At 68.4% G+C, this 17,311-nt stretch carries 23 protein-coding genes and 1 pseudogene; 11 read left to right on the top strand and 13 right to left on the bottom strand.

Annotated elements, in window-relative coordinates; translation table 11 throughout:
- Position 1 precedes the first annotated feature (1 nt).
- On the top strand, positions 2-673 hold the full coding sequence (locus AB0I34_RS03035) for an ANTAR domain-containing protein (protein WP_360438414.1): 672 nt from the start codon (positions 2-4) through the stop codon (positions 671-673).
- Between the two features lie 3 nt (positions 674-676).
- Here AB0I34_RS03035 and AB0I34_RS03030 read toward each other — a convergent pair whose 3' ends face one another.
- Positions 677-1,276, bottom strand: a complete 600-nt coding sequence (locus AB0I34_RS03030; RefSeq protein ID WP_360438411.1) for a helix-turn-helix domain-containing protein — start codon at positions 1,274-1,276, stop codon at positions 677-679.
- A gap of 95 nt (positions 1,277-1,371) precedes the next feature.
- Between AB0I34_RS03030 and AB0I34_RS03025 the strand changes: the two genes are divergently transcribed.
- Positions 1,372-2,007, top strand: coding sequence for a hypothetical protein (locus tag AB0I34_RS03025; RefSeq protein ID WP_360438408.1), 636 nt, complete (start codon positions 1,372-1,374; stop codon positions 2,005-2,007).
- 104 nt (positions 2,008-2,111) lie between these two features.
- On the opposite strand, the gene AB0I34_RS03020 is transcribed toward AB0I34_RS03025, so the two are convergent.
- From AB0I34_RS03020 to AB0I34_RS03010, 3 genes are read right to left on the bottom strand one after another with little or no spacing between them, the layout of a single operon-like run.
- Positions 2,112-2,522: a VOC family protein gene (locus tag AB0I34_RS03020; RefSeq protein ID WP_360438405.1), complete on the bottom strand. Its 411-nt coding sequence runs from the start codon at positions 2,520-2,522 to the stop codon at positions 2,112-2,114.
- 38 nt (positions 2,523-2,560) lie between these two features.
- Entirely contained in the window at positions 2,561-3,193 is a 633-nt protein-coding gene (locus tag AB0I34_RS03015; protein WP_360438402.1) for a TetR/AcrR family transcriptional regulator, read from the bottom strand.
- A complete protein-coding gene (locus tag AB0I34_RS03010; RefSeq protein WP_360438399.1) occupies positions 3,190-4,083 on the bottom strand; it encodes an oxidoreductase in 894 nt (297 codons plus the stop codon). The genes AB0I34_RS03015 and AB0I34_RS03010 overlap by 4 nt, the downstream gene beginning before the upstream one ends.
- Before the next feature lie 164 nt (positions 4,084-4,247).
- On the opposite strand from AB0I34_RS03010, the gene AB0I34_RS03005 reads away from it, so the two are divergent.
- Positions 4,248-5,219 carry an aldo/keto reductase gene (locus AB0I34_RS03005; RefSeq protein WP_360438397.1) on the top strand — a complete coding sequence of 324 codons (972 nt, stop codon included), beginning with the start codon at positions 4,248-4,250 and terminating at the stop codon, positions 5,217-5,219.
- Here the strand turns inward: AB0I34_RS03005 and AB0I34_RS03000 are convergent.
- From AB0I34_RS03000 to AB0I34_RS02985, 4 genes are all read right to left on the bottom strand, one after another.
- Positions 5,207-5,599: a MerR family transcriptional regulator gene (locus AB0I34_RS03000; protein ID WP_360438394.1), complete on the bottom strand. Its 393-nt coding sequence runs from the start codon at positions 5,597-5,599 to the stop codon at positions 5,207-5,209. The two genes, AB0I34_RS03005 and AB0I34_RS03000, sit on opposite strands and share 13 nt — an antisense overlap.
- Before the next feature lie 81 nt (positions 5,600-5,680).
- A complete protein-coding gene (locus AB0I34_RS02995) occupies positions 5,681-6,376 on the bottom strand; it encodes a DsbA family protein (protein WP_360438391.1) in 696 nt (231 codons plus the stop codon).
- Positions 6,373-6,852 carry a pyridoxamine 5'-phosphate oxidase gene (locus tag AB0I34_RS02990; RefSeq protein ID WP_360438388.1) on the bottom strand — a complete coding sequence of 160 codons (480 nt, stop codon included), beginning with the start codon at positions 6,850-6,852 and terminating at the stop codon, positions 6,373-6,375. The genes AB0I34_RS02995 and AB0I34_RS02990 overlap by 4 nt, the downstream gene beginning before the upstream one ends.
- A gap of 112 nt (positions 6,853-6,964) precedes the next feature.
- Entirely contained in the window at positions 6,965-7,783 is an 819-nt protein-coding gene (locus AB0I34_RS02985) for a phytanoyl-CoA dioxygenase family protein (protein WP_360438385.1), read from the bottom strand.
- Between the two features lie 71 nt (positions 7,784-7,854).
- Between AB0I34_RS02985 and AB0I34_RS02980 the strand changes: the two genes are divergently transcribed.
- Positions 7,855-8,688 (top strand): AraC family transcriptional regulator, encoded by an 834-nt coding sequence (locus AB0I34_RS02980; RefSeq protein WP_360438382.1) that lies wholly within the window; start codon positions 7,855-7,857, stop codon positions 8,686-8,688.
- On the opposite strand, the gene AB0I34_RS02975 is transcribed toward AB0I34_RS02980, so the two are convergent.
- Both AB0I34_RS02975 and AB0I34_RS02970 read right to left on the bottom strand, forming a co-directional pair.
- Positions 8,674-9,927, bottom strand: coding sequence for an acyl-CoA thioesterase/bile acid-CoA:amino acid N-acyltransferase family protein (locus AB0I34_RS02975; protein ID WP_360438379.1), 1,254 nt, complete (start codon positions 9,925-9,927; stop codon positions 8,674-8,676). The two genes, AB0I34_RS02980 and AB0I34_RS02975, sit on opposite strands and share 15 nt — an antisense overlap.
- A 1-nt stretch (position 9,928) precedes the next feature.
- Positions 9,929-10,507, bottom strand: a complete 579-nt coding sequence (locus AB0I34_RS02970; protein WP_360438376.1) for a winged helix-turn-helix domain-containing protein — start codon at positions 10,505-10,507, stop codon at positions 9,929-9,931.
- A gap of 58 nt (positions 10,508-10,565) precedes the next feature.
- Between AB0I34_RS02970 and AB0I34_RS02965 the strand changes: the two genes are divergently transcribed.
- The 3 genes from AB0I34_RS02965 to AB0I34_RS02955 are packed head-to-tail and all read left to right on the top strand — an operon-like array spanning position 10,566 to position 12,674.
- Positions 10,566-11,147: a dienelactone hydrolase family protein gene (locus AB0I34_RS02965; RefSeq protein ID WP_360438373.1), complete on the top strand. Its 582-nt coding sequence runs from the start codon at positions 10,566-10,568 to the stop codon at positions 11,145-11,147.
- 45 nt (positions 11,148-11,192) lie between these two features.
- Positions 11,193-11,540: a VOC family protein gene (locus tag AB0I34_RS02960; protein ID WP_360438370.1), complete on the top strand. Its 348-nt coding sequence runs from the start codon at positions 11,193-11,195 to the stop codon at positions 11,538-11,540.
- 3 nt (positions 11,541-11,543) lie between these two features.
- The gene (locus AB0I34_RS02955) at positions 11,544-12,674 is read left to right on the top strand and encodes an epoxide hydrolase family protein (RefSeq protein ID WP_360438367.1); all 1,131 of its coding nucleotides are present in this window, start codon (positions 11,544-11,546) and stop codon (positions 12,672-12,674) included.
- A 78-nt stretch (positions 12,675-12,752) separates the two neighbouring features.
- On the opposite strand, the pseudogene AB0I34_RS02950 reads toward AB0I34_RS02955, so the two are convergent.
- A pseudogene (locus tag AB0I34_RS02950) lies at positions 12,753-13,079 on the bottom strand (GNAT family N-acetyltransferase); the annotation flags it as partial.
- Positions 13,080-13,207: 128 nt separating this feature from the next.
- On the opposite strand from AB0I34_RS02950, the gene AB0I34_RS02945 reads away from it, so the two are divergent.
- Entirely contained in the window at positions 13,208-13,699 is a 492-nt protein-coding gene (locus AB0I34_RS02945; RefSeq protein WP_360438364.1) for a helix-turn-helix domain-containing protein, read from the top strand.
- Between the two features lie 16 nt (positions 13,700-13,715).
- Here the strand turns inward: AB0I34_RS02945 and AB0I34_RS02940 are convergent, their stop codons facing one another.
- A complete protein-coding gene (locus AB0I34_RS02940; protein WP_360438361.1) occupies positions 13,716-14,588 on the bottom strand; it encodes a helix-turn-helix transcriptional regulator in 873 nt (290 codons plus the stop codon).
- 165 nt (positions 14,589-14,753) lie between these two features.
- Here AB0I34_RS02940 and AB0I34_RS02935 point away from each other — a divergent pair, with 165 nt between their 5' ends.
- The gene (locus AB0I34_RS02935) at positions 14,754-15,584 is read left to right on the top strand and encodes an SAM-dependent methyltransferase (protein WP_360438358.1); all 831 of its coding nucleotides are present in this window, start codon (positions 14,754-14,756) and stop codon (positions 15,582-15,584) included.
- A 67-nt stretch (positions 15,585-15,651) separates the two neighbouring features.
- On the opposite strand, the gene AB0I34_RS02930 is transcribed toward AB0I34_RS02935, so the two are convergent.
- Positions 15,652-16,218 (bottom strand): XRE family transcriptional regulator, encoded by a 567-nt coding sequence (locus tag AB0I34_RS02930; protein WP_360438355.1) that lies wholly within the window; start codon positions 16,216-16,218, stop codon positions 15,652-15,654.
- 54 nt (positions 16,219-16,272) lie between these two features.
- Between AB0I34_RS02930 and AB0I34_RS02925 the strand changes: the two genes are divergently transcribed.
- Positions 16,273-16,959, top strand: a complete 687-nt coding sequence (locus AB0I34_RS02925) for an AzlC family ABC transporter permease (RefSeq protein ID WP_360438352.1) — start codon at positions 16,273-16,275, stop codon at positions 16,957-16,959.
- Positions 16,956-17,279 carry an AzlD domain-containing protein gene (locus AB0I34_RS02920; RefSeq protein ID WP_360438349.1) on the top strand — a complete coding sequence of 108 codons (324 nt, stop codon included), beginning with the start codon at positions 16,956-16,958 and terminating at the stop codon, positions 17,277-17,279. The genes AB0I34_RS02925 and AB0I34_RS02920 overlap by 4 nt, the downstream gene beginning before the upstream one ends.
- Positions 17,280-17,311: the final 32 nt, after the last annotated feature.

The following is a 17,311-nucleotide window of genomic DNA, read 5'->3' as shown; positions in this document are numbered from 1 at the left end:
CGTGAACGACGACGGACTTCTGGACCTCGCCCAGCGGCTGGCGAAGACGCTGACTCCTGGCGACCTCGACCACACGCTGAGTCGCATCACGGCCGCCGCGGTCGAATCGTTGCCGGACACCGACTACGCGAGCATCACGATCCTGCACAGCGACGGCCGGCTGGAGACGGCTGCGCCGACCGACGACCTGCTGTGGGGTCTCGACGCTGCGCAGTACGAACTGCGTGAAGGTCCCTGCTACGACGCCGCGGCGGACGCTGTTCATGTCGCGGCGCCTGACCTGGCGCACGACGCGCGATTTTCGCGCTACGCGGTCAGCGCGGTGGCCGCGGGGATCCAGGCACAGGCGGCGATCCGCCTGTTCGATGCTCCGCAGTCGCGCGGCGCACTGAATCTGTACGCGCGCAAGCTCGGTGCGTTCAGCGACCTCGGGTCGATCGGTGAGCTGTTCCGGCACCAGGCGGCGATGGCGATCGACTACGCCCGCGAGATCCACAATCTGCGCGAGGCCGTCCGGACCCGTGGCCGGATCGGTACGGCGGTCGGCATCGTGATGGAGCGCTATCACCTGCGCGACGATCGCGCCTTCGCGTTCCTGGCCCGCTTGTCCCAGGACGGCAATGTGAAGCTGCGCGACGTGGCCGAGCGGCTCATTGCCACCACCAACGGATGACCATCACGGCGCCAGGTCGTCGCGGCGCCGTTCGAGCCAGGGAAGTACGAGCTCGAGCGTCAACTCGACGGCCTCGTCCGAGTTGAAGCCGCGTTCCTTGAGGGCGAAGAACGCCGGCGGCCCGATGAATGATGCGACGACCGCCACCGACCGTTCGTCCGACGACAGCTCGTCGAGCGCGGCGAGCATCAGGCGCTCGACGTCGGCGTAGTACCGGTCGACGCCGCCGCCCCAGGCACGGATCAGTTCCGGCTCTCGCTCGTACACCCGCCACCAGGGCCGGCTCCGCTCGTAGAAGGCCGCCAGCTCGCGGGCGAGCCGCTCGACGCGCTCGCGAACGCCGCTGAGACCGTCGAAGATCGCGGCCGTCGGGATCCGGAGCTCGGCGAGCATGGCGTCGAAGGTCGCTCGGGCCAGGTCGTCCTGCTGCGGGAAGTGGTTTCGCACCGTGGCCGGGGCGACGTCCGCCGCCTGGGCGATCGCGAGGTTGGACGCGGCGGCCAGGCCGCGATCGCGATAGATCTCGAGGGCCGCTGCGACGATCCGTGCCCGGGTTTCGGCCTTCGGGGTGGCCCGTCGGCCGAGGTTGTAGGAGCGAGGCATTCGATGGTCCTTGCCCATTCTATTGACTGTTGGTGGCAGACAAATAATACTCACTTCTGGGGACGCAGGTTCACCTTCGGCGGGGGAGGTCGAGCATGGACGGCGCGGAGGATCGGGACACGGGGCGGCTGGCCGTCGCCGTGGGCGTCGTTGCCGCCGGCAGCGCGCTGTTGCTCGGGACGTACTTCGTCGTGGGCGGTCCGTTCGGCGCGATCAACGACATCGGCAATGCTGCGACCGGCGTTCTGAGCGCATGCCTTGCCTGGAAGCTTCGGCGGCACGTTGCGGGCCGGACCGGCAGCCTCGCCGTCGGCGCGGCGCTCATCGGTGCGCCGATCACGGTGGTCGGGTCAGCGCTCGTGGTGTCCGAGGCGACCGGCTTCTTCCTCGCCGGGCTCGTGTCGAGCCTGGGCTTCGCCGGGATCGGGGCGTGGCTCATGACCTTCAACCGGAGCAACCCCCAAGCCGGCGCGTGGCCTCGAGGACTCCGGCCGCTGGGCATTCTCGCCGGTGCGCTGATGGCACTCGGCGTCGTCGCCGTGCCTGGAATTCTCCTCCGTTTCGACGACATGGCGACCGCACCCGGCTGGATCTGGATCGCACAGCTCGGCTGGCTCGGGATCTACCTCGCCTACCCCGCCTGGGCAATCCGGTTCGGCATCGTCCAAGCGCGCCAAGTCCGCGGCCCCCTTCCACCAGCCGCGCCCAGGTCGAGACCAGCGCGGACCTGACGGCTCGCACGAAAAGCCAGAAATTCTTACACCTCCGCCGTCAAACGGCCGCCGGCCCTGCTGTGCACCGGGGTGCGCGGCCCGAGCTCGGCTGACCGTTCAGGTCATTCGCTCGGGCGGGAGGCTGCGCCCCAGACGAAGCAGAATTCGTTGCCTTCGGGGTCTCGCATGCATTGCCAGAGGCCGCCGTCGTAGATGTCGTCGGCTCGGGAGGCGCCTAGTTTCAGGGCGCGGTCGATGGCGTCGTTGCGGGTGTCGGGTGGGACGTACAGGTCGAGGTGCTGGCGGTTCTTGACCTGCTTGGTCTCGGGGACCGGGGCGAAGTCGAGGCGGACGGCGGCGCCGTGCAGCTCGATGACGCCGTCGTCGGCCGGGCGCAGTTCGCCGCCGAGCAGTGACTGCCAGAAGCGTGCGAGTGCGTCCGGTTCCGATGCGTCGAAGGCCACCGCATCGATCACCGGCACAGGTGAGGACGAGGTACTGCGGTCCGCGTCGGTGCTCGGTCGATCGCTCATGTGCCCTCCTTGGTTCACTGCTGCCAACCGGCTGGATACTACGTCGCCTTCCGGGTGGGTAGCGGGCGGAGCTGGTCACGGCCGTCGAGTAGCGCGAGAGTGGCGCGGGCAGCCGACGTGGCGGCACGGGTGGTCGCGCGGGGTCCGGTGCCGAAGCGGCCGTCGAGGAGAAGGGTCGCGTGACCATGAGCGGTCGCCTCGACAGCGGCGGCCAGGGCTTCCGCCGCGAGTTTGTCCGGGGTGAAGGCCTTCACCGAGTCCAGGAACACTTCTTCGATCGGCTGTTCGGCAGCTGCGATCTCGGGATGACGGGCCTTGTCCAAGCTCGATCCGAATTCGGTCGAGAACAACAGCTGGAACAACGCCTCGTGAGAAGAAGCGAAGCGGACGTACGCCCGCGCGATGGCCGCGAGCCGGTCGGCCGGTGTGGCCGATCGTGCGAGTCTCGGCTCCAGTTCGTCGCGGAAGAGTTCGAGGGCGTGAACGCACACCGCGGCGAGCAGGTCGGCGCGGCCGGCGAAGTGTGCGTACGGCGCGCTGACGGCGACCCCCAGCCGGCGGCTGGACTCCGCGAGAGAGAAGGCTGCGACGCCGCGCTCGGTGATGAGCTCGATCGCGTCGTCGATCAGTGACGCCCTGAGGCTCCCGTGGTGGTAGGACGGCCGACTCATGCGGTCACCGGATAGCTGACCTCGGTGAGCTGCTCGGACAGTGTCCACAGCCGCTTCGCTGCCTCACGGTCGTACGACGAAGGGCTCGTCCGGACCCGGCCAGGCGAGCCGGCGTACTGGAACCAACCGTCCGGCCCGTAGCACTCGCCGCCGCGCGCGGACAGGTCGGTCGCCGCGCGGAGCTGCGGCAGCGCGCCCTGGTGGGCGTCTTGGGCGAGCCAGAAGTTGACCGGTCGCAGGGCTCGTCCGATCAGGAGTCGTTCGAGTCCCGAGCTCGTTCGCCACAGGCCGGTGCGGGCGTTGCCTGGGTGCGCGGCCAGCGAGGCGGTCGTAGCTCCGGCGGCATCCAGGCGGTGCTGCAGTTCGTAGGCGAACAAGAGGTTTGCCAGCTTCGAGCGGTCGTACGCCGTACCAGCCTTGTACTCCTGCTCTGGATCCAGGTCGAGGCGTCCACGACGGTGGGCGTTGCTGGTGACGGTGACGACCCGCGATCCGCCTGTCCGCAACAGGTGAGTGAGCAACAGCCCGGTGAGCGCGAAGTGTCCGAGATGGTTGGTGCCGAACGTGAGCTCGAAGCCGTCCTCGGTGCGCTGGAACGGCACATTCATCACACCGGCGTTGTTGATCAGCAGATCCAGCCGCGGACAGGTCGTACGGATGATCTCAGCGGCCTCACGAACCGACCCCAGCGAGGCCAGGTCGAGCTCCACCACACGTGCCCCACCGATCGCCGCCGCCCCCTTCGCGGTGTCGCGGCAAGCGAGCACGACCACCGCACCACGCGCCGCCAGCACTCTCGCCGTCTCCAGTCCCAGTCCAGCACTCGCGCCGGTCACCACGGCGATCCGCCCGGACTGATCGGGTACGTCGGCTGCCGTCCATCGAGCCATGATCTGAGCATAACTCAGAATCTGAATGCTTTTAAGTTCATCGACACTCGCGGCCCACCGGGAGCGGCTGATGCACCGTCCCCCGATAAGTGGAGCTGAGGTCGCCAGTGATGTCACAGAAAAGGGCTTGAGCTGGTGTGCACTCCAGGTCCTAACGTCGGGACATGGATTACAGAAACCTCGGAGCAACCGGGCTGAAGGTCAGCGAGCTGTGTCTCGGCGCGATGATGTTCGGCGGGCAGACGGACGAGCAGGACAGCGCGGAGATCCTGAACAAGTTCACGGACGCGGGCGGAACGTTCATCGACACCGCCGACGTGTACGGCGCCGGCAGGTCGGAGGAAGTGCTCGGCGGCTGGCTGAAGACACAGCGGCGGGAGGACCTCGTCATCGCGACCAAGGTCTGGGGCCCGATGGGATCACAGCCGAACGAACGCGGCCTGTCCCGCAAGCACATCCTCGACGCCGTCGACGCGAGCCTGCGCCGTCTCGGGACGGACTACATCGACCTCTACCAGCTACATCGGTGGGACGACAGCACGCCGCTCACCGAGACGCTGTCGACCCTCGACACCCTGGTGCGGTCCGGCAAGGTCCGCTACATCGGAGCCAGCAACTTCCACGCGTGGCATCTGCAGAAGGCGATCGAGCTGTGCCGGCAGAACGGCTGGGAGTCGTTCGCCAGTCTGCAGCCGCTCTACACCCTGCTCGACCGGAGTCCGGAGTGGGAACTGCTTCCGGTCTGCCGGAACGAAGGCCTTGGCGTGATCACCTGGTCCCCGCTCCGTTCCGGTTGGTTGTCGGGCGCCTTCCGGCGTGGCATGACGGCGCCGCCCCAGGGCAGCAAGGCCTCCGGACCCGGAACGCATTCCTGGGACCGGTACGCCAACGACCACACCTGGGGTGTGATTGATGCGCTCGAGGCGGTCGCGAAGGACGCCGGACGGACGATGCCGCAGGTGGCCGTCCGCTGGCTGCTGCAGCAGCCCGAGGTGACCGCGCCCATCATCGGTCCGCGGTTGCCGAGGTACCTCGACGATCTCCTGGGCGCGGTCGGATGGTCGCTGACGCCGGAGCAGCTGGAACAGCTGGACACCGCCAGCGCGCCGGAACTGCCCTATCCCTACTTCCTCTGAGCGGACTCAGCGGCTTCGCGGACGTCCGCCGTACGGTAGTAGTTGAGTTTGTCGTCCAGGACGCCCAGCGCGAGGTTCATCTTCGCGATCTCGTCGCGCAGCCGGTCGCGGTGACTCTCCAGCAGCTCGACCACGCCCGCGTTGCCGTTCGTGCGGTTCCGCAGGCTGCCCATGAACCGCTGCAGGTCGGTGATCCCCAGGCCGGCTTGGCGCAGGCAGATCAGCAGCCGCAGCCAGGCCACGTCGTGCTCGCTGTAGATCCGCTTGCCGCCGGTCGTACGCCGTACCGGACCGAAGAGGCCGAGGCGTTCGTAGTAGCGCAGGGTGTCCAGGCTGAGGCCGGTGCGCTCGGACGCCTCGGCCGGTGCGTATGACGTCATGCGTCCCATCATCTGATCTGGAGTGCACTCCAGGTCAAGCGATCACTTGTGTCGATGCGCGGTGCCGCACCGTCGGACGGATCATGGGTGGCTGGGAGCTCCGGCGGCCTGGTTCAGGAGGTGGTTGGGCCAGGTGGGGTTGGTGTTTTGGGCTATGGGGTAGCCGGAGGCGTACGGACCCTCCCAGTGGACGGTGATGCCGGGGTTGTGGAAGTTGGTGCCGTCGGGGAGGAACAGGTGGGGGCTGCCTTGGATGGCGTCGGTGGTGGCGACGGCGTGGTCGGCCATGACAGTGGCGCGGGCGCGGCCGTCGTCGAGGGCTGCGGCGAGTGCGGTGACGTCGATCGAGCCGGCCCCCTTGGCGACGTCGAGGATCACCTGCCGGTGCCCGATCGAAAGCGACTCCTGCCAGAAGGCGCAGCGCAACGCGTAGTCGAGATCCTCCGACTCGCGCAGACCCTGTTCCTTCGCCGCGTGTACAGCTTCGGCCGCGAGCAGCACGGTCGACGGATAGGTCCAGTCAGGCCGCGTCCACAGCCGGAACCCGAGCTCCGGCGCCACCTGACCGAGACCGACGGCCTCGCTGTCGGTGCCCGGCCTCGAGTGCGGCCCGTTGAACAACTCGAGCGCGAACGTGTGGTGATCGAGGTGCACCTGGCCGTCGAGACCGAGCCGCTCCCGCGCCGCCCGGAGCCGATGAACGGCCACGAACGCGAACGGACACAGCAAATCCGACCAGGCCTGGATCGTCCCCGGCCCGGGAACCGGCGCGATCATTCGTCCTCCACATGGTCGGCCCCGGCCGGGTTGTTGGTGAAGCCCTCAGGCTTGAGCAGAACCGCCGTACGTCGGTCCGCGACCATCTCGCGGTCGTACTCGTCGAGATCCGGATGCTGTCCGCCGGCCGCGTGGTAGATGTCGCGCAGCAGCAGCCGCAACTGCTCCGCGTCGAGACCGGGCAGCGAGTCATCAGGCCCGGCCAGCTCGACCGGCCCGCTGACCCCGATCCACCGCCAGCCCGCCCGGAACACCAGCGTCGCGTTCGGATCCCGGCGCAGGTAGGTGAGTTTGGCCGTCCGGCCGCGCGCGACCAGGGCGACGACGGGCTCCCCGGTGAGTGGATGCGGCAGGACACCGGCATTCACGACCGAGACCGCCGGCTCCCCGGACCGGCGACGGGTGACGAGCACGGCCAGCCAGTAGTCCTGGCTGCCGAGCTCCTTGATCAGCTCGAGTCCCGCACGCACATCCATGCCCGTGACCTTAACGGACCATGGTCCGGTTCTCAAGGTCAGCGCGGAACCGCGTACGCGACGATCGTCTCCACGCCCACCCAGACGAACAAGTCCCGTCCGCCGTTGGGGGCTACTTCCGATCGGTTGGCCAGAGCAACGGCTGGATCGCGGGGTCGGTGTAGTCGGGGCCGTCGGTGGTGGGGTCGGTGCGGACCAGGGTGTCGTTCGGGTGACTCGCGCCTGAGCGCCAGCGGTTGGTGGTGGGTTGGAGGTGGATGGCCAGCGAGCGGCGGGGCGCCGTACCGCGGTTGGCGGAGCTGCCGTGGACGGTGCGGCAGTGGTGGAAGCTGACCTGGCCGCGGCGCATCCGGGGTACGACGGGAGTCGGGTCGAAGCCCTGCGCCACGATCGAGGCCTCGAGGGCATCGGCGTCCTGGGAGAAGAAGTCGAGGCCGGTGATGTCCCAGCGATGGCTGCCGGGCAGGAACGACACCGCGCCGTTGACCTCGTCGACGTCGTGGAACCCGACCCACGCGGTGAGCATGTCGTCCGACGTACACGACTGCCAGTACTGCCGGTCCGTGTGCCACCCCACGCGCGCCGACCCGCCCACCGGCTTCCTGAGCAATTGGTCGTGCCACAGCCGGATCCCGTCCGCGCCGGACAGTGCGGCGGCCGTCGCACCGATCGCCGGGTGCCGGACCAGCGCCGCGAGTTCGTCGACGCGGAGCGAGGAGTAGTCGTTCTTCCGCAGTACGTCGCCGTCCGACGGCTGCCAGCCACGCGTCGCCGGCACGTTGGGGAGGGAGTGGTCGTGGTCGCCGGCGTAGAAGCGCTCCATGCCGCGATCGGCCGCGTCGAGGACGTCGGATGGCACGATCACGGGCGAGATCCAGTAGCCGTGCTCACTATAGAAGGCGATGTCGTCAGCCCCGGGGAGTTCTGTCATGCCGGCAACCGTAGGAAAGCGGGACGGTTCGCCGCGTTGCCGTTGTTCAGTCAACTGGACACAATCTTCAGGTGTCTCTGACCCAGCCTCGTGGGCTGCGTGCGGGCTTCCACGCCGACGTACACGACCCTGTCAGCGGTCTCGTACACGCCGGTGAGCAGTGGGTCCCGGAGCAGTTCCTGATCGAGCCACACCAGCATCCGGTGTGGGAGATCTACCTGCAGTTGCACGGCGTGACGCGCTGGGTGGCCGGTGACGCGAGCTACCTCCTCCAGCCCGGCCACCTGTTCGCCGTACCTCCGGATCTCGTGCATCACCTGGCCGGTCGTTCCGGCAATCACCACTTCTACTTCGCCGCCATCGACCTCGATCCGGTCGTACGACGCCAGCCCGCGCTGACCCTGGATTGGCCCACAACCGTCGTGCACCGCGAGGCGGGAGAGGTCGCGCATGCCTTCGCGCAACTCGTCCGGGAACTCACCACCCGCTACGAGTACAACGACACCGGGCTGGCGCTGGCGGTCGACCACCTGGTGCTGTCGGTCGCGCGGGCGATGGCGCCGACCGCCGCGCCACAACTGGCGATGCATCCGGCAGTGCGGACCGTGAAACGCCTGCTGGAGCAGGAGTTTCACGAACACTGGACGCTCCGCCGACTCGCTGACCGGGTCGGCCTCGCGCCGTCGTACCTGGCCGAACTGTTCGCCGACCACCTCGGCCAGCCGCCGCACCGCTACCTCAACGAGCGCCGCATCGACCGCGCCCGGCAGCTCCTGGAGTCCAGCGACCTGACCATCACCGCGCTGGCCCTCTCTCTTGGCTTCAGCTCGAGCCAGCACTTCGCCCGGGTCTTCCGCCAACTGACCAACACCACCCCGAGCGCCTATCGCTCAGCGCGCGAGTGACTCCAGCAGCGCGAGCACGGCGGTCCACCCTTGCCGGAGCGCGGCCTCGTTGCCCGCCCGAGTGCCGCCGAGCGAGATGACTCTGCGCGTCACCGGATGCACCTCTTTCGTCCCCATCGGCAGGTACGGCGCTCCGCTGACAGCGTGACCGGCCTGCGGGTAGATCAAGGCGCGGTGCGGGAAGCGGTTGTGGGCGTCATCGAGCTCCAGCGCGATCCGTGGTGCCGCCGTCATCGACGGCCAGAGCTGGTCGTCCGATCCGGCGATCGCGAGCACCGGCCCGCTGACATGGTCGACCGGGATCCGGGCGTCGTACTGCAGTTCCCTGCCGCCCAGGGTCCACGCCGCGCCGCCGATCTCGGGGAACGACCCGACCACGACGTCGGTCGGTGCGTAGAGGACTGCGCCGTGCACCAGGTCGGGGAAGTGGTCGCTCAGCAACAGCGCCGCCTCGGTGCCACGGGACGCGCTCAGCGCGATCAGGTGTGCTGGGTCCACTCCCGGCTGCCGGGCCAGCCAGCGCGCAGCGGTCGCGAAGTACTCCAGCGGGATGTCGCGAAGGTCCTGCGGCAACCCCGGTGCGTGGAAGTAGGCGATCGCGAGGACGGGATACCCGTGCGAGGCCAGCAAGGCCGCGACGGGCTTGACGCCCAGCCCGCCTTCCGACCCGCCGAAGACGAGGACGGCGGGACGGTTGGGGGCATCGCGTGGTGGAGCGACGTACACCCCGCTCACCTTGTCAGCTGCCAGAGTGAGGGTTTTGGTCGTGACACCGGCCGCCAGCCACTGCCTGGTCAGCCGGACGTCGGCAAGAGTCTTGCCCTTCTGGAGAACCTGGATTTCGACGTGCTCGACCGGGCGGCCGTCCTCGGCCGGCGGAGCGTAGGCCTGGAGGTCCGGGTCGCCGTCCGGTGGGTTCATCGACCAGAACAAGCCCATCCCGTCGACGCCCTGATAGCTGCCGCCGGTCGGTCCGGCCCGATCGAGGTCGATCGCGCCGTGGTCGTCGGCCGTGAAGGTTGCCTCGGCTCGCCAGGTCTTGCCGTCGCGATCGGGAGCCTGCGCACTGAGTGTCACGCCCGCGTGCGGATGGAGTCCGCTGACCGCCAGACGGACAGGTTGATCCGCCAGCGCGGTCACGTGGTCGACCTGGATCGTCGCGTGGTCGGTCGAGTCCGACGTACACCCGCTCGACAGCAGGCAGGCGGCCGTGGCCAGGAGCATCACGCGGCGGAGCATGTCAGTCCTCGGGCGGTGGGGGCAGGGTCGGGTAATCGATGATGGGGTAGAGGCCGACAGTGAAGCCATAGGTGGTGTCGCCCGAGCGCGGGAGCTCGTCGAAGCTGTGGATGAGGCGGTCGACCCCATGCCAGAACTCCGCGGCGCGTTCCTCCGGGATCCGGGCGTGGCGGATGAACGACCGCAGTTGTCCGGCGTCGTACGCCGTCCTGGACTCCTCGGCGGCGACCTCGAAGTCGTTGAAGTCCGGCGGCAACTCGACCCCGTCGACCCGCCGGCCGAGGCCGACGTAGAACATCCGCGCGGCCCGGCCGTAGAACCGCTCCTCGATGGCGCGGACCCGACGGGTCCGGACGACCTTCAGGATCCCGGCATCCGCCAGCACCTTCACATGATGAGCCACGGTGCTCTTCGGCCGTTTGACCGCGGTGGCCAGCTCGGTCACGGTCGCGGCGCGCTCGTGCAACAGGCCCAGGATCGTCGTCCGCAGCGGGTCGCTGATCGCCCTGACCTGCTCGGCCGTCGTCAGCTCGATGGTGTCCTCGAGCACGTAATCCGGGACCGGGCTGTTGATCGACATGATCGGATTAGACTAGCATCACGGATTGTTCGAGATATCTGGATCATTGGAGCGGATCATGGCCGAGGTCGTGCTGTACCACCACGCGCAGGGACTCACCGACGGGGTGAAGACCTTCGCCGACGAGCTACGGCAGGCGGGTCACACCGTCCACCTGCCGGATCTCTATGAGGGGCGCACGTTCGCCACCCTCGACGAAGGCATCGGGTACGCGCGGGAGACCGGCTTCGGCGTGGTCCACGAGCGCGGGGTGCAGGCCGCCCAGGGGCTCGGCGAAGGTCTCGTCTACGCGGGCTTCTCCCTCGGGGTGATGCCGGCGCAGCAGTTGGCGCAGACGCATCCCGGCGCGAAGGGCGCGCTGTTCTTCGACGCCTGCCTACCGGTGTCCGAGTACGGCGAGTCCTGGCCGGCCGGCGTACCGGTCCAGATCCATGGGATGGACGAGGACCCGTTCTTCACCGAGGAAGGCGGCGATCTGGACTCCGCACGAGCCCTGGTCGCCGCCACTGACGAGGCGGAGCTCTTCCTCTACCCCGGCAAGGTGCACCTGTTCGCCGACTCCTCGCTGCCCGGGTACGACGAAGCCGCGGCGAAGCTGCTCACGAGCCGGGTCCTCACCTTCCTCGAACCGATCGGCTGACGCCGCGACCCGGCGACGACGGCGGGTGCAACTAGAGTGCTGTAGATGATCAACGGTGCGCATGTGATCATCTACAGCCGTGACGCTGACGCCGATCGGGACTTCTTCCGGGACGTGCTCAGGTATCCCCATGTGGATGCCGGACACGGGTGGCTGATCTTCAAGTTGCCGCCCGCCGAGGTGGCGGTGCATCCGGCCGAGGTGGACTCGCACGAGCTGTTCCTGATGTGCGACGACCTCGACGCGACGATCGCCGAGCTGACGGCGCGTGGGGTGGAGTTCGTGAAGCCGCCGGAGCGCCAGCCGTGGGGAGTGCTGACGTCGCTCCGGTTGCCCGGTGGAAGCGAGCTCGGACTCTATGAGCCGTTGCATGAGCGCGCGCACGCTCTCTGAGTCGTGATCGATTTCAGGATCGACGTTCCGGACGCCGCCCTGGAGGACTTGGCCGCGCGGTTGCGGCAGATTCGGTGGCCGCGGCAATTGCCGGGCACTGCGTGGGATCGCGGCGTACCGGTCGAATACCTGCAGGGGATCGTGGCACAGTGGGAGGCGTACGACTGGCGGGCGTGGGAAGCGCGGCTGAACGCCTATCCGCAGTACACGACGCGGATCGATGAGCAGACGATCCACTTCCTGCATGTGCGTTCGCCGGAGCCCGATGCGCTGCCGTTGATCCTCACGCACGGCTGGCCGGGGTCGGTCGCTGAGTTCCTCCCGATTCTCGGTCCGCTCACCGACCCCGCGTCGTACGGCGGGGATCCACGCGACGCCTTCCACGTCGTGGCGCCGTCCGTGCCGGGACACGGCTTCTCGGTCCCGCTCGAGAGCCCTGGTTGGAACCATCGCCGGATCGCGCAGGCGTGGGCGGTTTTGATGCAGGAGTTGGGTTACCAGCGGTACGGCGCTCAGGGTGGCGACACCGGATCGGTCGTGTCCCCGCTGCTCGGGTACGTCGATCCGTCCCGCGTCGTCGGCGTACACATCAACGGCGGGCTGGCGTTTCCGCCGATCCTGCCGGATGACGTCGAGCACCTGACCGATGTCGAGCGGGAGCGGCTCACGGCGGCCGAACGTCTGCGTGAGGTCGGGACCGGGTACGCCGAAGTGCAGGGCACGCGACCGCAGACGGTGTCGTTCGGGTTGAGCGACTCGCCGGTCGGGCAACTGGCCTGGATCCTGGAGAAGTTCTGGGAATGGACGGATCCGGCGCGTGCGCTGCCCGAGGACGCCGTCGACCTCGACCATCTGTTGACGGACGCATCGATCTACTGGTTCACCAACACGAGTGCGTCATCGGCGAACCTGTACTACGAGAATCGGGTCGCGGCCGACGACGCGCTCGAACCGTCCGGAGTGCCGACCGGTGTGGCGGTGTTCCCGACCGATCCGGCGATCCGGCGGGTGCTAGACCGCCGGCACCGCATCGTCCATTGGTCGGAGTTCGACCGCGGTGGGCACTTCGCCGCACTCGAGGCTCCGGACCTGCTCGTCGACGACATCCGTGCCTTCTTCCGGCTGGTCCGTTAGGCGGGCCGCAACGACGAAGTTCAGCAACGTGCCGTCGCGTTCGACCGTTGCCTCCGGCCACCGGCGGCGGATCATGCGCAGGCTCCGGTCGTTCGCAGGACTGACCACGAACAGGAACCGGGTGGCACCTGCCGCGATCGCTCCGGCCGCGGCCGTCGCCAGCATCCGCACGCCGAGCCCGCGGCCCTGGTCGTCCTCGCTGATGATCACCGCGAGTTCGGCGGTCGCTTCGAAGCCGTGAGCCCACGCCCACATCGAGTGGCCGATGATCGTGTCACCCCGGGTCGCGACCCAGGACGCGCCGGTGGGGCAGAGCAGCCGGAGCAAGAGCGCGGGCCGGGGTGGCCGGCCGATCGCGGTCTGGAACCGGAAGTAGAGGCTGAGGTCGGTCAGCCCGGTCAGCATTCGCGCCAGCTCGTCCGCGTCGGGTTCCCCGGCGCGGCGGATGAGCGGCGTACCCATCTGAGTCTGGTTCACGGATCCAGCCTGGCTCGGGTTGGCTGAGTCTGTCAAGCGGACTTATCCTGGATCTCATGAACGAGCAGGTGCCTGAGGCGATGAGCTGGTCGACCGAGAACTGCACGATCTCCCGGACGATGGAGATCCTGGGCGACAAATGGACGTTCCACGTGCTGCGCGAACTCTTCGTCGGCGTACGGCGCTTCGAGGACATCCGCACGCGGGCCGGCGTACCCCGTCAGGTCCTGACCGATCGGCTCGCGGCGCTGATCGAGCGCGGCCTGATCCGCCGGCATCCCTACCGTCTGCCAGGTCAGCGGGAACGCTACGAATACCGCCTCACCCAGGCCGGCCTCGACCTGTATCCCGTGCTGGTCGCGATGATCCAGTGGGGCGATCAGTACCTGCCGCTGGACGGCGGCCCGCCCATCGAGGCGCGCCACCGCGGCGACTGCAACGCACACGTCACAGTCGTCCTCCGCTGCGAAGCCGGCCATGAGCCCACGCCGCGCGACGTAGTCCTCCGCCCCGGCCCCACAGCGAAACCCCGCGCACTGGCGGGCTGACGCCCGTGGCGGTGGGTCAGAGCGCGTCGATGGCAGCGCGGATGAGGCCTTCGGTGTGGCGTGGCTGAGAGGCCGCGATGGACAGCGCGTCCATGGTGACGACGTACGCGTCGAGTTCCTCGCGTTTGTCGAGGTACACCGCACTGGTCAGGTGCTCGATGTAGACGATGTCCGGCAGATCCGTGTCGATGAAGCGGAGCAGCGTGAAGGCTCCACCTGTCGCGGTGTACCCGCCCTTGTCGAACGGGATGATCTGCAGTGTGACGTTGTGCCGCTTCGACGCCTCGATCAGGTACTCCAGTTGCTCCTTGAGCACCTTCTTGCTGCCGATCGGCCGTCGCAGGACCGACTCGTCGATGACCGCCCACAACCGCGCCGGGCGCTGGCGGGTGAGCACCTGCTGACGCGTCGTCCGGAGCGCGACCAGTCGGTCCTCCTCGGCCTTCGCCAGTGGCTCGTCCAGCCGGCCGAGGCTGACCACGGCGCGCGCGTAGTCGGGCGTCTGCAGCAGGCCGGGCACGAACTGCAACTCGAACGTACGAATCAGGTCGGCCGCCATCTCCAGGCCGAGGTACGAATGGAACCAGGTCGGCGTGAGGTCGTCGTACCGTTGCCACCAGCCCGGGTTGTTCGCGTCCCGCGCGAGTGCCAGCAGGCGATCGCGCTCGTCCTGGTCCTCGAGTTTGTAGAGGCTGAGCAGGTCGTCGACGTCGCGCACCTTGAAGCCGACGCGACCGAGTTCGAGCCGGCTGATCTTGGACTCCGAGCCACGGATCGCCCAGCCGGCGTCGGTCCGGCTGATCCCGGCCTCTTCCCGCAGCCGGCGCAGATGCACGCCGAGCATGATGCGCAGGGCGGTCGGACCGCCGTACGCGCCCGGTTCCGTCACGCCTCGCCTCCCACAGCAAGCTACCCGGTGCGGACAGCAGGTAGATCATTTCACAACGGAACGTGAACGCGTCCACCCCGACGCGCTTACACCATGTGTTCACCGGCCCCTACGGTCAGTAGAGTCGTCCCACAGACATCCCGATCATTCTGCGAGGTCCTGCTGATGCCCGATGCCACCAAGGCACCCAGTTCGATTCCGGTGGGTGTGGACACCACGAGGGCCAGCATCGCCCGGGTGTACGACGCCGCGCTGAACGGTAAGGACAACTTCGAGATCGACCGCGAGGTGCTCCGGCAGGTCGCCACCGTCGCGCCCCAGGTCAACGACCTGGCCTGGTCGAACCGGAACTTCCTGATCCGGGCGTGCCGCTTCCTGGCCGGCCAGACGGACATCACGCAGTACCTCGACTGCGGCTCCGGCCTGCCGACCGCGGAGAACACGCACCAGGTGGTGCAGCGGCTGCGGCCGGAGTCGAAGGTTCTCTACATCGACAACGACCCGGTGGTGCTCGCGCACGGCCGCGCGCTGCTGGAGGAGAACGAGAACACGCTGTTCGTCAGCGCCGACATCTTCGACCCCGACCAGGTGCTCGGCCGGGACGAGGTGCGGGAGTTCCTCGACTTCAGCAAGCCGATCGCCGTGATCCACAACGGCACGCTGCACCACTACATCGGCAACGACGGCCCGCAGATCATGCAGAAGTACGTCGACGCGGTCGTGCCGGGGTCGTACACGGTGATCGCGCACTTCTACGACCCGGAGACGCCGGAGCACTCCGAGGTCGCCCGGAAGATGGAGGAGAGGTTCGTCCACAGCCCGATGGGCAGCGGGGTGTTCCGCACCCGCGAGCAGCTTCTCGAACTGTTCCCCGGCCAGGAGTTCGTCCCGCCGGGCCTGGTCCTGTGTGACGACTGGTGGCCGGACGGACCGCGCATCAAGCCGCTGAACCAGGTGGAGGAGTGCATCGCCGGCGCGGTCGGCCGCAAGCTCTGACGCCTTCGGTACGCCGAGACGCCCGGAACCACTGTGGTTCCGGGCGTTTTGTTGCTCAGGGCAAGCCTCAGACGTGTTCGGAGACGAGGACGGCGGCGGTTTCCTCGAGGGCCTGGAAGATGTGCGGGAGATCGCCGGGGTAGGCCAGGTAGTCGCCGGGAGTGAGCTCGATCGGGTCGTCGGCCGGCCCGACGAGGGCACGGCCCGAGCTGAGGACGACATGCTCGACCACGCCGGGCATGTGCGGCTCGGATTTCCGGCCGGGGCCGGGGGAGGCGACGATGCGGTAGATGTCGCGGCGGGCGTTCGGTGGGCAGGACGCGACCAGGGTCGCGCTGTATTCGGCCTGATCGGAGTAGAGGACCGGCCCCTCGCCCGCGCGGATCACCTGCACCTTCGGCCGCGGCGGATCGAGCAACGTGGCGAACGGTGTGTCCAACGCGACCGCCAGCGCCCACAACGTCTCCACGCTCGGATTGCCGGCCCCCGACTCCAGCTGGGACAGCGTGGACTTCGCGACCCCGGCCCGCTTGGCCACCTCGGTCAACGACAGTCCGGCTCGCGCGCGGTACCGGCGCAGCGAGGCCGCGATCACGTCTAGCGGTGCCTTGGTGTCCATCCGTGTTCGCTCCATCGGTCCACTTGTTCGGCTTGACGAACGCAGGGTGCGTTGTTCATCATAATGCGCATGCGTTCGATCTGGCGAACACTCGACCGTGGGCTGGCCCGGGACATCGGGCTGGTCTGCCTGGCCGACGGCGTGGTCGGTCTCTCGTACGGCGCGATCAGCGTCGGCGGTGGGCTGCCGTTGTGGGTTCCCGTGCTGCTGTCGCTGGTGGTCTTCGCGGGCGCGTCGCAGTTCCTGTTCGTCGGGATCGTGGCGGCCGGCGGCAGTCCGATCGCGGCGATGATCGCCGGTCTGCTGGTCAACACCCGGCACGTTGCCTTCGGCCTGGCGGTCAGTGACGTGATCGGTAGCGGCTGGCGGCGCCTGCCGGGCAGTCACCTGATGACGGACGAGAATGTCGCGTTCGCCATGGGACAGGACGATCTGCGGCAGAAGCGGGCGGCGTACTGGGCTGGTGGGATCGGCATCTTCGTGTGCTGGAACATCGGCGTCGTGGTGGGTGGTGCGGCGGGATCGGTCATCACCGACACGGATGTGTTCGGGCTGGACGCCGCGTTCCCGGCGGTGCTGCTGGCCCTTGTTCTGCCCGCATTGCGTGATCGTGCGACGCGTACGGCGGCCTTGATCGGGGTGGTGTTCGCGTTGGCGGCGACTCCGTTCCTGCCTGCCGGTCTGCCCGTGTTGCTTGCCTTGGCGGGGCTGCTGTTCTACCGCGCGGGCAAGCCTGCGCTGGAGGTGTCACGATGACGAACACGCCCCTGGTGCTGGTCGGCATCCTGGTTCTTGCCGTGGGCACCTTTTCGCTGCGGCTCGCCGGGCCGGTGATGCGCAGCCGGTTCGAGTTGCCCGAGCGGGCGCAGCAGTTCCTTGCCGCGGCGGCGATCGTGCTGCTCACTGCTTTGGTCGCCACCTCTGCCCTGACGGACGGCCACGGGCCGGCCGGCGTCGCGCGTCCGGCCGGCGTACTGGTCGGTGGCGTGCTTGCGTGGCGCAAGGCGCCGTTCGTGCTGGTCGTGGTGGCGGCTGCCGCGACCGCGGCGGGTCTGAGGCTGCTCGGCGTACCGTAACGAACCACTCCAGCGGCTACCGTGCTGCCATG

This window comes from Kribbella sp. NPDC050281 (genome assembly GCF_040655855.1).
GTDB lineage: Bacteria > Actinomycetota > Actinomycetes > Propionibacteriales > Kribbellaceae > Kribbella.
This window is presented reverse-complemented; position numbering and strand designations above follow the sequence as displayed.

What these genes read in the sequence shown, in the direction of transcription:
- AB0I34_RS03030 (WP_360438411.1), bottom strand. Translation starts at nt 1,276, where the DNA reads ATGCCTCGCTCCTACAACCTCGGCCGACGGGCCACCCCGAAGGCCGAA.
- AB0I34_RS03025 (WP_360438408.1), top strand. Translation starts at nt 1,372, where the DNA reads ATGGACGGCGCGGAGGATCGGGACACGGGGCGGCTGGCCGTCGCCGTG.
- AB0I34_RS03020 (WP_360438405.1), bottom strand. Translation starts at nt 2,522, where the DNA reads ATGAGCGATCGACCGAGCACCGACGCGGACCGCAGTACCTCGTCCTCA.
- AB0I34_RS03015 (WP_360438402.1), bottom strand. Translation starts at nt 3,193, where the DNA reads ATGAGTCGGCCGTCCTACCACCACGGGAGCCTCAGGGCGTCACTGATC.
- AB0I34_RS03010 (WP_360438399.1), bottom strand. Translation starts at nt 4,083, where the DNA reads ATGGCTCGATGGACGGCAGCCGACGTACCCGATCAGTCCGGGCGGATC.
- AB0I34_RS03005 (WP_360438397.1), top strand. Translation starts at nt 4,248, where the DNA reads ATGGATTACAGAAACCTCGGAGCAACCGGGCTGAAGGTCAGCGAGCTG.
- AB0I34_RS03000 (WP_360438394.1), bottom strand. Translation starts at nt 5,599, where the DNA reads ATGACGTCATACGCACCGGCCGAGGCGTCCGAGCGCACCGGCCTCAGC.
- AB0I34_RS02995 (WP_360438391.1), bottom strand. Translation starts at nt 6,376, where the DNA reads ATGATCGCGCCGGTTCCCGGGCCGGGGACGATCCAGGCCTGGTCGGAT.
- AB0I34_RS02990 (WP_360438388.1), bottom strand. Translation starts at nt 6,852, where the DNA reads ATGGATGTGCGTGCGGGACTCGAGCTGATCAAGGAGCTCGGCAGCCAG.
- AB0I34_RS02985 (WP_360438385.1), bottom strand. Translation starts at nt 7,783, where the DNA reads ATGACAGAACTCCCCGGGGCTGACGACATCGCCTTCTATAGTGAGCAC.
- AB0I34_RS02975 (WP_360438379.1), bottom strand. Translation starts at nt 9,927, where the DNA reads ATGCTCCGCCGCGTGATGCTCCTGGCCACGGCCGCCTGCCTGCTGTCG.
- AB0I34_RS02970 (WP_360438376.1), bottom strand. Translation starts at nt 10,507, where the DNA reads ATGTCGATCAACAGCCCGGTCCCGGATTACGTGCTCGAGGACACCATC.
- AB0I34_RS02965 (WP_360438373.1), top strand. Translation starts at nt 10,566, where the DNA reads ATGGCCGAGGTCGTGCTGTACCACCACGCGCAGGGACTCACCGACGGG.
- AB0I34_RS02960 (WP_360438370.1), top strand. Translation starts at nt 11,193, where the DNA reads ATGATCAACGGTGCGCATGTGATCATCTACAGCCGTGACGCTGACGCC.
- AB0I34_RS02945 (WP_360438364.1), top strand. Translation starts at nt 13,208, where the DNA reads ATGAACGAGCAGGTGCCTGAGGCGATGAGCTGGTCGACCGAGAACTGC.
- AB0I34_RS02935 (WP_360438358.1), top strand. Translation starts at nt 14,754, where the DNA reads ATGCCCGATGCCACCAAGGCACCCAGTTCGATTCCGGTGGGTGTGGAC.
- AB0I34_RS02930 (WP_360438355.1), bottom strand. Translation starts at nt 16,218, where the DNA reads ATGGAGCGAACACGGATGGACACCAAGGCACCGCTAGACGTGATCGCG.
- AB0I34_RS02925 (WP_360438352.1), top strand. Translation starts at nt 16,273, where the DNA reads ATGCGTTCGATCTGGCGAACACTCGACCGTGGGCTGGCCCGGGACATC.
- AB0I34_RS02920 (WP_360438349.1), top strand. Translation starts at nt 16,956, where the DNA reads ATGACGAACACGCCCCTGGTGCTGGTCGGCATCCTGGTTCTTGCCGTG.